The following is a 13,831-nucleotide window of genomic DNA, read 5'->3' as shown; positions in this document are numbered from 1 at the left end:
TCACCAACGTACCTGCCCTTTTTCTGGAGTTCCCTATGACTTTTTCCTTTCCTGCCCTGGATGACCGCCTCCGCCTGGCCCTGGCCGAAGACTTGGGGCGCGGCGACGCCACCACCCTCGCCACCATTGCGCCCAGCGCCCAGGGCCGCGCCGAATTGCTGCTCAAGAGCCCTGGTGTGATCAGTGGTCACGTTGCTGCCGAGCGGGTCTGGACGCTGCTCAGCCCAGAGATGGGGGTACGCTGGCTGGCCCCCGAAGGCCAGTGGCTGGAGGCTGGCGCACGGCTGGGTGAGATCCGCGGCCCGCTGCATGCGCTGCTGGCCGGAGAGCGACTGGCCCTGAACCTGCTGCAACGCTTGAGCGGCGTGGCCAGCGTGACCCACGCCCATGTGCAGGCCCTGGCCGGTAGCGGTGTCCGTCTGCTCGACACCCGCAAGACCAATCCGCTGTGGCGCGACCTGGACAAACAGGCCGTGCGACATGGCGGCGGCACCAACCACCGCAGCGGGCTGGACGACGGCATCCTGATCAAGGACAACCATGTGGCGGCGGTGGGCGGCGTGGCCGAGGCGGTGCGCCGCGCCCGCGAAAGCCACTACCTGCTTAAGGTCGAGTGTGAAGTGACCACCCCCGCCGAGCTGCGCGAGGCACTGACCGCCGGAGCCGACCGTATCTTGCTGGACAACATGACGCTGGAAGGGCTGCGCGAATGCGTGTTGATACGCGGTGAATTGGCCCCGCACGTCACGCTGGAAGCCAGCGGCAACATGACCCTGGAACGGCTGCCTGAAGTGGCCGCGACCGGGGTGGACTTTATCTCCAGCGGGGCGCTGACCCACTCGGCTCCCGCACTGGACATCAGCCTGAATATCATCAGCCGCCCGGAGGACCTCGTATGACCGACCAACCTTACCGCCCCCAGGTGCCTGCGCCGCAGGTTGAGCAACTGATTCAGCTGCGCCCGCTGCTGGACGAGGAGTTCGTGCTGTCCGAAATAGACCGCCTGCGCCGTGAGCGCCGCGCCGTGATTCTGGCGCACAACTATCAGCGCCCGGAGGTGCAGCGCACCGCGGACTTCGTGGGCGATAGCCTGGGCCTGGCCCGTCAGGCCGCCCGCACCGACGCCGAGGTCATTGTGTTTGCAGGCGTGCATTTCATGGCCGAAACCGCCGCCGTGCTGAACCCCGACAAGGTGGTCTTGCTGCCCGACTTCCGCGCTGGATGTTCGCTGGCCGACACCATCACGGCTCAGGGCGTGCGCGACTGGAAAGCCCAGCATCCTGATGGCCTGGTGGCGGTGTACGTGAATACCACCGCCGACGTCAAAGCCGAGGCCGACTACTGCGTCACCAGCGGCAACGCCGTGCAGATCATCGAATCCCTGCCGAAAGATGTTCCGATTCTGTTTGCCCCGGACCGCTTTCTGGCGGCGCATGTGGCCCGTCAGACTGGGCGCGAGCTGCACATCTGGGAGGGGGCCTGTCATGTCCATGAGGCGATTCGCCCGGACGATGTACGGGCACAGCAGGCTGAACATCCCGGTGCGGAGTTGCTGGTCCACCCCGAGTGCGGTTGCTCTACAGGCGTGCTGGCACACCACCCCGATTTGCAGCTATACTCCACCGAGGGCATGGTTCACCGCGCCCAGGCCAGTAACGCCGACACCTTCATCGTGGTGACCGAGCTGGGGATGGTCACGCGGCTCGAAAAGGAAGTGCCCGGCAAGACCTTCGTGCCGGTGGCCCGCACCGCCTGCTGCGAGTACATGAAGATGATCACTCTAGAAAACATCTACGAGAGTCTGCGTGACCTCAGCGGTCAGGTAAGCGTGTCGGAAGACATCCGCGAGCGGGCCCTACGCCCCATCGAGCGGATGCTGGCGGTAGGCTAAGCCTTCACCCTTCCCAGGTCAGCACCGCCCGCACCGCGCGGTGGTCGCTGCCTCCGGCGTCCAGCACCTCGGCACGTACAGGCCGCAGCCCCCGCGAGAAGATGTGGTCGATCCGCAGGGCGGGCGACGCACTGGGAAAAGTCCAGCCCAGCCCCCCTCCAGCTTCGGCCCAGGCTCCGCTGAACATTCGCTGCAGGTCGCGGTACATCACCCCCCGTGGCGGCGTGTTGAAATCACCCGCCACGATCACCCGCTCCAGTCCCGCCGTTTCGCGCCGCAGGATGTCCAGTTGGGCCTCACGGCGGCTCTGGGTGGGTCCGACCTGGCCTTGCAGCACCCGGCTGACCAGCACCGTGGAGAAATGTACGTTGATCACCGTCAGCTTGCCCTGCGGGGTGTTTAACGTGGTGACCAGAAAAATGCGGGTGGTTTCCGGCAAGGTCACGGCCCGTGTGCCGACCACCGGAAAGCGGCTGAGGGTCAGCAGTTCGCGGCTCTCGGCGGCCTGGGCGTGCTCGTATTCGGGCAGCAGGGCCAGCAACTCGCGGGTCAGGTCTACGTCTACCCCTTCAGTTTCCTGTAGGGTCACGATGTCGGCGTCGGCGGCACGGATTTCGGCGGCCAGACGCTCCGGGCGACCCTGGGTGGCTCCGGCCAGGTTGTAGGTCAGCAGAGTGATCGCGTCTGTGGGGTTGGCCTGCGGTGTATTCCACACCAGCCCGGCATACAGCGGCCACAGCGCCAGCGTGAGCAGGGCGGGCAGCAGGGCGCGGCGGCTGACGCGCGCATGCCAGAGTGCCAGTACCAGTATCAGCAGGGTAGGCAGCAACAGCAGCACTGGCGGGGCATAGGCCAACAGCAGGGTGGGGACCGTGCGCTCGCCCAGCCGTTCACCCAGGCCCCAGACCCCCAGGAAAAAGGCCAACCAGGCCCAGGCCAGTCCTGGGATCATCACTGCTGGCTGGCTTTTTGTGCATCCAGCATATTCAGGTACATCAGGTACTGTGGTGCGCCGCCCAGCATGTTCTGGCCACCGTCTACCGGCAGAATCACCCCAGTGACGTAGCTGGCCGCGTCCGAGACCAGCCACAGCGCGGCGTTGGCAATGTCCTGCGGCACCCCGAAACGCCCCAGCGGCACCATGCGCATAAACTGCTGCCGGGTGCGCTCGTTGGGGGCTAGACGGGCCATGCCCTCGGTACCGTCAATCGGGCCGGGAATGATGGCGTTGACCCGAACACCTTTGACACCCCACTCGGCGGCCAGGGTCTCGGTCAGGCGGTCCACGCCCGCTTTGGCGGCCACCACATGCGCCTGCATGGGCACGGGCATACCATAAGCGCTGATGCTCAGGACACTGGCACCGGGCATCCGCAGGTGCGGCGCGGCGGCCTTGATCGAATTAAAGGTGCCCAGAAGATCAATGTCCACCACACTCTTAAATCCATTGGCGCTGATGCCGTCGACCGGGGCCGGGAAATTGCCCGCCGCGCCGCACAGCAGAATGTCCAGCGGTCCAAACTGGCTGGCGGCCTGCTCTACAGCTTGTCCTAGTGCGTCCACATCACGCACGTCAGCCGTCACAGCCAGCGCCTCGCCGCCCAGATCCCGTACCGTCTGGGCCGCCGCTTCGGCCTTCTCGGCGTTGCGCCCCAGCAGTGTGACCCGTGCGCCGTGGGCTGCGAAACTCTGCGCCACCCCTAGGCCGATACCGGAGGTGCCACCGGTGATCAGGGCGTGCTTGCCTGCCAGCAGGTCGGGGCGGAAGGTGGACGTAGGATTGCCAGGTTGAGTCATGGCTCAGTTTAGGGGGAAATGATGGGAGGTTAGCCCTGATCTTTTCGCAGCGCGGCCGCATTGAACTCTCCAGCCTGGCGGAGTCCCTCTTCCAACGGCCGCGCATCCCGCAGGACCTGCTTGGTCCCAGCCAGCGCCTGTGGGTTTAGGTCTGCCAGCTGCCCGGCCAGGACATCCACGCTGGCCCACAGCGTTTCCGGCGTGTCCAGCACGCCTGTCACCAGCCCCCAGCGCTCGGCGGTCTGGGCATCTATCGGCGCCCCGGTGAGGGCCAGGTGGGCGGTGCGTCCGCGCCCGATCAGCCCCGGCAGGCGCTGCAGTCCGCCCAGGTCGGCCACCAGGCCCAGCCGCACTTCGGGCAACGAAAACTGGGCCTCGGCGCTGCACAGCCGCAGGTCACAGGCCGCCGCCAGTTCCAGCCCCGCGCCGATGCAGTGCCCGTGAATGGCGGCGATGGTGGGAATGTCCAATTCTGCCAGGGACGTAAAGGCTTCCTGCATGGGCCGCACCAGGCCCCAGAAGTCGCCCGTCTGCGCGATGACCGGCAGGGTGGCCGGCACATCCAGCCCCGCGCTGAACAGCTCCTGCCCCCGCACAATCAGTACGCGGGCCTCTCCTAGACCGTCCAATGCCTCTGTGAACTCCGGCCAAAAGGCGGGCGGCATCGAGCTTTTTTTGGCGCTGAGGGTCAGGGTGGCGGTGTCTCCGGTACGGGTGAGGGTCGCAGTCGTCATGCTGCCAGTGTAGGCGGGCAGAACGGGGTGTACGCTTGAGCAGTGAAGCTTTTGCTGATCCGTCATGGGCATTCGGTCAACAACGGACTTGAGGGCTCAGCCGACTACGCCGCCCTGCGTCAGCCGGACCCTCCCCTGACAGACTTGGGCCAGCAGCAGATGAAACGAACGGCCCTGGCCCTGGCCAGCGGCCACCTGGGCGAACCAGTTATTCGCCTTTACACCAGCCTGATGACGAGGGGAATTCAGTCGGCTGCACCTCTCGCCGCTGCTCTGAACCTGCCCGTTCAGGGGCTGACGCTGGCCTACGAATGTGGCGGCCTGAACACCGGCCCAGCGGGTCATTTTCAGCCGGTTGCTGGCCCAGATGTGTCGATTCTGCGGGGAATTTGCCCTGCCTTACAGTGGCCGGATGATCTGCTGGATCAACCCTGGGAAGGCGGCTGTGAACCCTGGGAAGCTGCGACTTTTGCTCAGCGTGCAGCGCAGGTGGCCCAGACGCTCAGGGCGCAAGCGGAGGCTCCCGGCCTGGTCTGCCTCATCACCCACCATGACTTTGCCCAGTTCCTGATGGCAGAGTTGCTGGGGTTACCGCAGCTGGACCTGGAAAGCCTCGTCTTCAGGCTGAATCATGCCTCGCTGAGTCTGCTGGAGACCGGTCCGGGCCGCACCACGCTGCACTGGCTCAACCGCACGGATCACCTGCTCACCGGGCAGCAGAGTCACTGACCTGCTGCCTCCCCACCCAGGCCACCCGCCAGACCCGGCCTTCACCGTCGTCGGTAACCAGCAACGCACCATCCTGCGCCACAGCGGCGTCTACCGGGCGGCCCTTCACGGTGTTGCCCTGGACGAAGCCTGTCAGGAAATCCTGCACCTCGCCGCTGGCGGGGTCAATGCTCACGACCTTGTAACCGCTCTTCTGGCTGCGGTTCCAACTGCCGTGTAGCCCGGCGAACATCTGGCCCTGGTAGGCCTCGGGGAAGGCCTGGGCGGTGTAAAAGGCCATGCCCAGCGGAGCCGAGTGGGCGGTGGTCAGGGCAAAGGCCGGGGTGGCGTCCTCACAGACGCTGGGGTCGGCCTGCCCAAAGTCCTTGTCCCAGACCTGCGGTTGGCCTGCCGTAACCGTATAGCAGTAGGGCCAGCCGTAAAAACCACCGTCCGAGAGTTGGTAGAAGCCTTCGGGCGGCAGGTCGTCGCCCAGCATGTCGCGTCCGTTGTTGGTGGCCCATAGCGCACCGTCAAACCATTCCAGGCCCACGGCGTTGCGCAGGCCGGTGGCGTAGGGGCGTCCATTTTTCCCGTCCGCGTCATACACCCAGACGGCGGCGCGGCGTTCGTCGGTTTCCTCGCACACGTTGCAGGTACTGCCGGTCGCCACAAACAATTGCCCTTCGGGGCTGAATTCAATGGTGCGGGTGGAGTGTCCGCCGCGTGGCGGCAGATCCACGAGTTTTTCTGGGGCACCCTGCGCCTTGGTCTGGCCACTCTGATAGGGGAAGCGCACCACGCTGCCCGTGTTGGCGACGTACAGGTAGCCGTCATGGAAAGCCAGCCCGTGTGGCTGGTCCAGGCCCTTGGCGAAGGTGAGTGTTTCGTCGGCCACCCCATCGGCGTTTCTATCTGGCAGCACGTAGACGGCTCCAGCGTTGGGGTCGCTCAGGAAGATGTCGCCATTTTCGGCCACCGCCATCAGTCGGGGCTTGTCGAAGCCCTCTGCGTACAGCGTGACCCGGAAGCCCTCGGGCGCGGTGGGGGAGAAGCCGCGTGGTGGCGGTGGCAAAGCTGGGGTGGCTGCCGCCGGGCTAGCGTTGGTCGCGCCGCCTACCGTGGTTGTTTTCTGGCTGGCGTCACCAGCAGTATGGGTTACTGGCTGCGAGGTCTGGGCTGGCGAAGCCGTTTCGGCCTCGGTGCCCACCTGGTCTGCTGACATGGTGCAGGCGCTCAGCAGCAGCGCGCAGGTCATGATCAGGAGTTTCATGCTCCATTCTGCCCAGTGGTCAGCCCATAACCGGAGAGAATCGGGTGAAGCAGCGTTTAGGCTCAGTCGGCGGCTTGTGGGGTCAGCTTGGCTTCCTCAACGTCATAGAGAACCCGCGAATCGTTGAAGGTAATCAGGCGTTTTTGCAGTCTGTTGCCGGTACGTCGGTCAATTTGCGACTGATAGAGCTTATTGGTCCGGTACACCTGCTCACCTTTGCGGTAAAAGCGGTGGTCTTCCTCAGTGACTTTGTAGGTGTGCTGCGGCTCCCGGCCCACCCTCAACTCTCCGTGCAGTGACGTTTCATCCACCCATACGCTCAGATAAAAGGTGTCGGCCGTGGTGTTGGTGATTTGCAGATCCACGTAGTTGTAAAAGACACTGGCACCGCTTCCGAAGGGCAGCACCCGGCCAGAATCGGGAAACAGATCCAGGCTGTGGTGGTGGTGTTCGGTGACGGTCAGCGGGGAATGTAAGACCATCCAGTACAGCAGGTTCGCCATCTGACAGAGGCCGCCCCCCTGGCCCTCAATGGGCCGACCGTTGGAAATCAGCATCCCGGTGGTGAAGCCCCGCTTGGACGAGGGGCGGCCCACCTGGCCCCAGTAGCTGAGGACTTGGCCGGGGGCGATACTCAGACCGTTCAGTTCTTCAGCGGCGCGGCGCAGATTCTGCACCTTGAGTTCCTGCAGCCGTGGGTCGGCGTCGCCCAGGCGGCGGCGCAAAACACTGTGATGTTTGTGCACACAAAACGGAAAAAGTGCTGCAGGGGCGCGGTGCAATTGGTATTCCGGACGCCGCACCTGCAGTGACTTGAGGGCAATACGCCCCTCCACGACGATGGGGGCGAGAAACGGGAAACGGCTGGTGAGGGCCTGACGTGACATTCCCTTAAGGTAAATAAGATTTTTCTGATTTCAATCAGATTTGCTTTTTGGCGGTTAGCCCCTTCACCGCCCTAGGCTTGATCAGCCCTGTAACATCACGGCCTGAGCCTCGAAGACGCGGCTGGGACGTGCCAGTTCGTCCTGTGCGGCCACCAGCTGAATCTCGCGGGTGCCAGCCTGATGCGTGCGTTCCAGCAGTGCATACAGGGCGCTCATGCTGAGGCTCAGGGCCTGGTCGGCCTGCCCGGTACGCAGATATTGCCCATAGAACAGCGCCGTAATTGCGTCTCCGGTGCCGTTGCGGGGTGGGTCCAGCGGCAGCAGCGGCGTTCGGCAGACCCAGGTCCCTTCATCAGCCATGACCAAGGTTTCGATGGTGCCTTCCGGAGCGTCCTCGCGGGTCAGGCTGGTCACCACCACGATGCGTGGTCCGCCAGGGCGCAGACGTTCGCGCAGCGCAGTAGCCGCCTCCAGAGCATCGTTCAGCGTGCTGATTTTGCAGTCCGTCAATAGCTCCAACTCGAAGTGATTGGGCACCACGATGTCGGCTGCCGGAATGGCCCGCTCGGCAATGACAGGCGGCAGTTCGGGGTTCACGAACACCCCGCGCCCGAAGTCTCCCATCACTGGATCACAGCAATACAGCGCCTCCGGGTTGGCCGCGCGCACCCGCTCGACCGCACTGATGACCGCTTCCACCGTACCCACCGAGCCCATATAACCGCTCAGTACGCCGTCGCAGTTTGGCAAAGCACCGCGTGCCTCAATGCCATGAATTAACGCCGCGATGTCTTCGGGAGGGAACACCTGACCGGTCCAGGCACCGTAGCCGGTGTGATTGGAGAACTGCACCGTCTGAATGGCCCAGACTTCGAAGCCCAAGCGCTGCAATGGAAACATGGCGGCGGCGTTGCCGACATGCCCGTAAGCCACCCAGGACTGGATAGACAGAATGTTGTGCGGCAGTTGTTCGCGCTGTTGCAGGGTCAGATGGGTGCCCTCGCTGGCCGGGGTTGAGATGGTCATGCTGCCCAGCATAAGCGAGTTGCGGGTATTGCTACCTACTGTGTCTGGAGCAGCGGATAAGGGTTGACCGCTCCCTGTGGCGTGTAGATACCGTAATGCAGGTGTGGTGGCGTGCCCTGGGCATTACCGCTGTCCCCCACATAGCCCACGGTGTCTCCCTGCTCTACCCAGTCGCCTTCTGCCAGCTCTGGGTAGCGTTCCAGGTGAGCGTAGTAGTGGCGCTGTCCGGCAGGCCCCAGAATCATCACTGTGCGGCCACCCAAGTTGTTTTCGCCTACATTCAGCACCACGCCCGGCCCGGTGGACCGAATCGGCGTGTCCCGGTCCGCGAAAATGTCGATGCCTTCGTGGCTGCGTCCATTGCTGCGGGCCGCACCCCAGGTATCGGTCAGCGCCGCGCCGGGGAGCGGATTGGGCAGGCTTCCCTCGGTGGGAACCGGCATTCGCAGCAGTTCCATGTATTTTCGGCTCTGCTGGATGTGGGGCCAGAACAGGATGGTCAGGCCACCCAGCATCAGTAACATGATCAGCAGGGGCAAGAGGGCACGGAGGAGGCGTGGCACGCTGGCAGTATGACCCAGTGCGGTTAAGCAGCAGTAATGTCCCGCGCCCAGGTCAGCACTTCGCCGTCCGAAGGATCATGGCGGCGACCTGTGAGCAGGAAGCCGTTCTTTTCCAGAACCCGGATGCTGCCCAGATTATCGGGCCGGGTTTCGGCCAGAACCATGCTCACATCGGGCCAGCCGCGCAGTTCATCCAACAGCGCCGCGACTGCTTCAGTGGCGTAGCCCTGGCCCCAGTTTTCTGGGCGCAGTCCATAGCCGATTTCCACGCCGCCGCCCACCGGGGTATGCTTGGTTCCCAGCAGGCCAGCAGCATGACCAGTGACCCGCTCCACCACAACATATGAACCGCGCACCGCTTCATCTTCTGCGGTATTCATCAGATGAATGGGAAAGACGATTTCGGCCTCTCCGGCCCAGCCCTGCGGAAAATAAATCTCCCCTGACACGAACTCGCCCGCTCCGATGGTCTGGAGCATCACGTCACGGGTCAGGGGCAGCAGCAGCAGGCGCGGCGTCTGGATCATCGAAGGTAATGTTAGGCCGCCGCTCCATCACCCATCAACCGGTGCAGCGCTTAGTCTTCGCTGTACGACTTCTCAATCGGCATGCCGACGGCATTGCCCCACTCGGTCCAGCTGCCGTCGTAGTTGCGGACCTTGGGGTAACCCAGCAGTTCGCGCAGCACGAACCAGCTGTGGCTGGAGCGCTCGGCGATGCGGCAATAGGCGATGATGTCCTTGTCACCGGTCACGCCTTCAGCGTCATACAGCGCCTTCAGTTCGTCGGCGCTCTTGAAGGTGCCGTCTTCATTGGTTGCCTTGGCCCAGGGGATGTTGCGCGCACCGGGAATATGACCGCCGCGCAGCACGCCTTCTTGAGGGTAGTTGGGCATGTGGGTCACTTTGCCGCTGAACTCGTCGGGACTGCGAACATCCACCATCGCGCCCTGGCCGCTCTGCACCGCTTCCAGATGGGCCTTGACTTCATCGCGGTAGGCCCGCAGCGACTCGTCACGGGTCAGCGCCGGGTAACTGGTCGGCGCGTACTCCGGTACGTCGGTGGTCATTTCGCGGCCCTCGGCGGCCCACTTCTGGCGACCTCCGTTCATCAGCTTGAGGCCCTGAACGCCGCTGTAGGTCAGGAACCAGTAGGCGTAGGCGGCCCACCAGTTGCTCTTGTCGCCGTACAGGATGACCGTGTCGCCTTCCTTGATGCCCAGGCGTCCCAGCAATTCGCTGACCTGATCGGCGGTGATGAAATCACGCTCTACCTCGTGCCACAAGTCGCGCTGCCAGTCCAGCTTGACCGCGCCGGGAATGTGTCCCACGTCGTACAGCAAGATGTCTTCGTCTACTTCAATCAGGCGCACGCCCGCGTCGCCGAGATGCTCCGCCACCCAATCGGTGCTGACCAATACGTCTTTGGCATAGTTCATGTCCTACCTCCTGTGTTCCAGCATAGCTGAGTCCTTACGGATGTAAGAAAGAGTGCGGCACCTCACCTGGTCTATCCAACACCCTGCTGACCCCTGAGGGCAGCTCCTGATGACAAGTATGGACAGATTTTGGACCGGTGTCTCTGCGCTACAGTGACAGCATGACCGAGCCGACGCCCGTTATGCCCGAAAAGCTCCAGGGCATTGTCACCATGTTCAAGTCCATGCCCAAGGCCATGCGGCTGCAGGCTTTGCTGGACTATTCCAAGAAACTGCCAGAGCCACCGCAGCAGTACCTGGACCACCCTGAGTTCATGAAGCCGGTGCCGGAATGCACCAGTCCCTTTTTTCTGGTCACTGAGCGCGACGGAGACGCCGTGAAGATGCACTTCAAGGTGCCGCCCGAAGCACCGACAGTACGTGGATATGCGGGCATCCTCAAAGAAGCGCTGGACGGCGAAAGCGCCGAGACGATTCGCAACGTCCCGGACCAATTTTATATGGATATGGGCCTGAGTGAGTTGATCACGCCAATGCGGATGCGCGGGATGGGCGCCATCCTGATGCGCCTCAAGAGCGAGCTGAACGAGGCTGGGCCACAGGGCTAAGGGCTGAACATCTCGGCCATGCGGGGCCGTGATCCAGCAACCAAGCGTCAAACTGGGTATACAGCTGACCAAGCCGCTCAGTATTCGGCCCTAGCAGGTCCATTCCCCGGCTGTCGTAAGGGCAGGCGAGAATACCGAGGTCGGGCACAGCCAGGATCAGGCGGGCGCGGAGGCCAGGGGAGATGCTCAGGTCTGCTGCAAAAATGCCCCAGAGCAGCTCCGGAAGTTAGGCGGCAGGCAAGCTGAAAGCGAAATGATTCTTCGGCCAATCGTTGCCTTCAATGTGCTGCATCCAGTGTTCGGGCGCGGCAGGTAGCACACCAAGTTTATGCAGCGCAGCTTCCGCCTTTTGCCAGAGCCAGAGCTTGATCGGCTGATATAAGGTGAGCAGGCTGCTGGTCAGTCCAGACTTCCAGCACCACGGTCAGTTCCTCGGTGCTCGCAAAGGCGACATGCAGTACAGCGCGGGCACGGTCCATGGCTTGCAGGAATTGGGCGATACGTGTCTCCCCACCCTCCAGCTCAAAGCGCAGGGCGGGAGAGTGCCGATAGAAGAGGGCCTCAGCAAGTGCAGATGGTCCGAACACCTCATGTACGCGGTCCAGCAAGCTTGTCCCAGCAACTATGCTGCCATCAGCCACTGTGCGCTTCCAACAGCTTTTTGAGGGCTACACCCCGGTGGCTGATGGCGCGTTTTTCCTCCACACTCATTTCGGCCAGGGTCCGGTCTTCGCCTTCTGGCACGAAGAGGGGGTCATAGCCAAATCCGCCCTGACCGCGGGGGCCTTCCAGCAAGTTGCCCGCCACTTCGCCTTCATAACATTCAATGTCACCGTCAGGGTAGGCCAGGATCACCACGCTGCGGAACCGGGCACGGCGGTTGCCCTGGCCGCGCAGCTTGTCCAGCAGGTGAGCGTTGCGTTCGTTATCGGTGTCCAGATTGCCGAAGCGGGCACTGTACACGCCGGGCTGGCCGTCCAGGGCATCCACTTCTAGGCCAGAGTCATCAGCCAGGGCCGGGAGGCTCAACCGTGTGGCGATGGTGCAAGCTTTCAGAGAGGCATTTTCCTCGTAGCTGCTGCCTGTTTCCTCAGGCATGTCTATCCCGGCAGGCAGACTTTCAAGTTGCCAGCCCAGCCCACTCAGCGCCTCAGCAATTTCGCGGACCTTGCCTGGATTGCTGGTGGCCACCACCACCCGCTTGACGTGGTGCTCGTCGTCATGGGGCAGATAAGTTTCCTGTGTCATGGTGACAGTTTAGACTGCCGGGCTGCGCTGCAGCAGACCCAAATGGGGGACAAGCGGCGAGCGCTGACTTTTGAGAGCGCCACTGTGCCGTCACAAACGACCCTGCCTGCATAGAGAAGACGCCTTTCTAGCGACAAGACTTCAGTACTGTGCTGCTATGGCCTGGACCCACTCATCCTGTGCCGCTCGCAGCTCCAGGATGGGGCTGTCTTCGGGGCCATTCATCAGCACGGCAAAAGCCAGTGGGTGTCCGCTCTGTCCCACCACATATCCAGAGAGGGCACTTACCCCTGGCAGGGTGCCAGTTTTGGCCCGCACATCCAGCCCGCTGCCGCGCAGCCGTGCAAAGAGGGTGCCCCCCCGGCTGTATTTGTCTTCACCTTCTCCAGCGTGGGCCAGGGCCTCAGCATAGGGATTATCACCTTGCAAAAACACCTGTAGAGGATCAGCGTATGTCTGACCCGTTCCACCCGTCCGGTACATCACGTCTAGCAGGTCCACCAGGGCGCGGGCCGTCAGGCGGGTGTCACGGCTCAGGCCACTGCCATCTGCCAGGTGAAGTTGCCGGGTGTCCACGCCCCAGCCTTCCAGCAGGCGAATGGCCCGCTCGCCGGCAGCTTGAAGCGTGCCTGTGCCATCTGGCTGTGCGGCCACCGAGGTCAGCAGTTCTTCGGCCAGCAGATTGTCGCTGGGGCGCAGGGTTTCCGCCAGAATCCGGGCAAGTGCGGGGCTCTGCACCGACGCTAGTCCTTCTGATGTATCTGATGTCCCGGTAGATAGGTCGGCTAAAGGGGTGATGCTTGGCGTGTCATCTTCCACGGTGATTCCCGCAGCACGCAATTCAGCGACCAAGGCATGGTGCACCGCGCCTTGCATCTCCTCCACAGTGGATGGACGTTGGGCCAACCATTCCTGTGGCATAAAAGCGGTCATCGGCGTATCAATCACCGCCTCTTTCCAGCTGTCTGGGTCCACTGTTTGCTGCACCTCTACCTGTCCAACACGGGTGAGGCCATGTGCCGCAGCCTGCTGTGCCAGCAGTTGGATTGAGTTCTGTTCACCACTCAGGCTCAAGGTGGGGTCGCCCGAACCCTGCAGGGTCAGGAGTGAAACTGCTGATTGTCCCACTTCACTTCTGGGTAGAGTCAGTTCGGTACTCCACCAGCCTCCTATACCTTGCAAGTCGGCCACGACTGCGGCGGCAGTGATCATTTTGGTGGTGCTGGCCGGAATCATCGGGGTCAGGCTGCCCTGGCTTTCACGGACTTTGCCAGTGGTCAGGTCTTGTACCAGCAGCGTGATCTGTACTGCCTCTGGAACACGTGCTAGCGCGGACAGACTGGCCCGTGAAGGAGCAGGTTCACGCTCAAGCCTGATAATCTGCTGGTCGCTCTGGTTGCTCCTGGAGGTATCAGAGATGCCGTCTTGCTGTGCACCTGATGGTGACCCCCAGATCAGCGCGATCACCAGTCCTACCTTCAGAGGACGCCATAGGGCAGGCCCACCTTTATGGATGCAGGGGGTAAGGAGAGGCTTAACTGGGCACATCAGCTCTCAGCATAGGGGGTCCGCTACAGCACATTCAAAAACGCAAGTGTGCGTCCTGATCGGTTTTGAGGAGCTTCGTATAGGAGGGGTTGACAGACTCCGGGTGGGGG

General features: G+C 62.9%; 17 protein-coding genes. 4 read left to right on the top strand and 13 right to left on the bottom strand.

Annotated features, from left to right (window positions below; translation table 11 throughout):
• The first annotated feature begins 35 nt into the window (after window positions 1–35).
• Together nadC and nadA are read left to right on the top strand one after the other, a co-directional pair.
• Entirely contained in the window at window positions 36–899 is an 864-nt protein-coding gene (gene nadC / locus LMT64_RS09665) for a carboxylating nicotinate-nucleotide diphosphorylase (protein WP_126352106.1), read from the top strand.
• Window positions 896–1,891, top strand: coding sequence for a quinolinate synthase NadA (gene nadA / locus LMT64_RS09660; protein ID WP_126352107.1), 996 nt, complete (start codon window positions 896–898; stop codon window positions 1,889–1,891). Before nadC ends, nadA begins: the two co-directional genes overlap by 4 nt.
• Before the next feature lie 4 nt (window positions 1,892–1,895).
• On the opposite strand, the gene LMT64_RS09655 is transcribed toward nadA, so the two are convergent.
• Genes LMT64_RS09655 through LMT64_RS09645 form a run of 3 tightly spaced genes read right to left on the bottom strand, consistent with a single transcriptional unit; the run spans window position 1,896 to window position 4,422 of the window.
• Window positions 1,896–2,843: an endonuclease/exonuclease/phosphatase family protein gene (locus tag LMT64_RS09655; protein WP_126352108.1), complete on the bottom strand. Its 948-nt coding sequence runs from the start codon at window positions 2,841–2,843 to the stop codon at window positions 1,896–1,898.
• A complete protein-coding gene (locus tag LMT64_RS09650) occupies window positions 2,843–3,688 on the bottom strand; it encodes an SDR family oxidoreductase (protein ID WP_126352109.1) in 846 nt (281 codons plus the stop codon). Before LMT64_RS09650 ends, LMT64_RS09655 begins: the two co-directional genes overlap by 1 nt.
• A 29-nt stretch (window positions 3,689–3,717) precedes the next feature.
• Window positions 3,718–4,422 (bottom strand): enoyl-CoA hydratase-related protein, encoded by a 705-nt coding sequence (locus tag LMT64_RS09645; RefSeq protein WP_126352110.1) that lies wholly within the window; start codon window positions 4,420–4,422, stop codon window positions 3,718–3,720.
• A 42-nt stretch (window positions 4,423–4,464) separates the two neighbouring features.
• Here LMT64_RS09645 and LMT64_RS09640 point away from each other — a divergent pair, with 42 nt between their 5' ends.
• Entirely contained in the window at window positions 4,465–5,151 is a 687-nt protein-coding gene (locus LMT64_RS09640) for a histidine phosphatase family protein (RefSeq protein WP_126352111.1), read from the top strand.
• Here LMT64_RS09640 and LMT64_RS09635 read toward each other — a convergent pair.
• The 6 genes from LMT64_RS09635 to LMT64_RS09610 all read right to left on the bottom strand — a co-directional run bounded on the left by LMT64_RS09635 (window position 5,129) and on the right by LMT64_RS09610 (window position 10,317).
• A complete protein-coding gene (locus LMT64_RS09635) occupies window positions 5,129–6,403 on the bottom strand; it encodes a PQQ-dependent sugar dehydrogenase (RefSeq protein WP_456077504.1) in 1,275 nt (424 codons plus the stop codon). The genes LMT64_RS09640 and LMT64_RS09635 overlap by 23 nt on opposite strands.
• A 62-nt stretch (window positions 6,404–6,465) precedes the next feature.
• The gene (locus LMT64_RS09630) at window positions 6,466–7,290 is read right to left on the bottom strand and encodes a VanW family protein (RefSeq protein WP_126352112.1); all 825 of its coding nucleotides are present in this window, start codon (window positions 7,288–7,290) and stop codon (window positions 6,466–6,468) included.
• A gap of 81 nt (window positions 7,291–7,371) precedes the next feature.
• Window positions 7,372–8,316, bottom strand: a complete 945-nt coding sequence (pdxY, locus tag LMT64_RS09625) for a pyridoxal kinase PdxY (RefSeq protein WP_126352113.1) — start codon at window positions 8,314–8,316, stop codon at window positions 7,372–7,374.
• Window positions 8,317–8,351: 35 nt separating this feature from the next.
• The gene (locus tag LMT64_RS09620) at window positions 8,352–8,831 is read right to left on the bottom strand and encodes a M23 family metallopeptidase (RefSeq protein ID WP_380099928.1); all 480 of its coding nucleotides are present in this window, start codon (window positions 8,829–8,831) and stop codon (window positions 8,352–8,354) included.
• 71 nt (window positions 8,832–8,902) lie between these two features.
• Window positions 8,903–9,406: a GNAT family N-acetyltransferase gene (locus tag LMT64_RS09615; protein WP_126352114.1), complete on the bottom strand. Its 504-nt coding sequence runs from the start codon at window positions 9,404–9,406 to the stop codon at window positions 8,903–8,905.
• 50 nt (window positions 9,407–9,456) lie between these two features.
• Window positions 9,457–10,317: a sulfurtransferase gene (locus LMT64_RS09610; protein WP_126352115.1), complete on the bottom strand. Its 861-nt coding sequence runs from the start codon at window positions 10,315–10,317 to the stop codon at window positions 9,457–9,459.
• 161 nt (window positions 10,318–10,478) lie between these two features.
• Between LMT64_RS09610 and LMT64_RS09605 the strand changes: the two genes are divergently transcribed.
• On the top strand, window positions 10,479–10,925 hold the full coding sequence (locus LMT64_RS09605) for a SufE family protein (RefSeq protein WP_126352116.1): 447 nt from the start codon (window positions 10,479–10,481) through the stop codon (window positions 10,923–10,925).
• On the opposite strand, the gene LMT64_RS14280 is transcribed toward LMT64_RS09605, so the two are convergent.
• The 4 genes from LMT64_RS14280 to LMT64_RS09590 all read right to left on the bottom strand — a co-directional run bounded on the left by LMT64_RS14280 (window position 10,888) and on the right by LMT64_RS09590 (window position 13,640).
• On the bottom strand, window positions 10,888–11,142 hold the full coding sequence (locus LMT64_RS14280; protein ID WP_456077506.1) for a DUF3885 domain-containing protein: 255 nt from the start codon (window positions 11,140–11,142) through the stop codon (window positions 10,888–10,890). The two genes, LMT64_RS09605 and LMT64_RS14280, sit on opposite strands and share 38 nt — an antisense overlap.
• A gap of 109 nt (window positions 11,143–11,251) precedes the next feature.
• On the bottom strand, window positions 11,252–11,533 hold the full coding sequence (locus LMT64_RS09600; RefSeq protein ID WP_170165976.1) for a DUF3885 domain-containing protein: 282 nt from the start codon (window positions 11,531–11,533) through the stop codon (window positions 11,252–11,254).
• Window positions 11,534–11,558: 25 nt separating this feature from the next.
• Entirely contained in the window at window positions 11,559–12,173 is a 615-nt protein-coding gene (gene rdgB, locus LMT64_RS09595) for an RdgB/HAM1 family non-canonical purine NTP pyrophosphatase (protein ID WP_126352117.1), read from the bottom strand.
• Window positions 12,174–12,314: 141 nt separating this feature from the next.
• Window positions 12,315–13,640, bottom strand: a complete 1,326-nt coding sequence (locus tag LMT64_RS09590; protein ID WP_229253195.1) for a D-alanyl-D-alanine carboxypeptidase/D-alanyl-D-alanine-endopeptidase — start codon at window positions 13,638–13,640, stop codon at window positions 12,315–12,317.
• Between the last annotated feature and the right edge of the window lie 191 nt (window positions 13,641–13,831).

The organism is Deinococcus radiophilus (assembly GCF_020889625.1).
Taxonomy (GTDB): domain Bacteria; phylum Deinococcota; class Deinococci; order Deinococcales; family Deinococcaceae; genus Deinococcus; species Deinococcus radiophilus.
The sequence above is the reverse complement of the archived record's forward strand: the minus strand, read 5'-3'. Positions and strand labels throughout refer to the sequence as shown.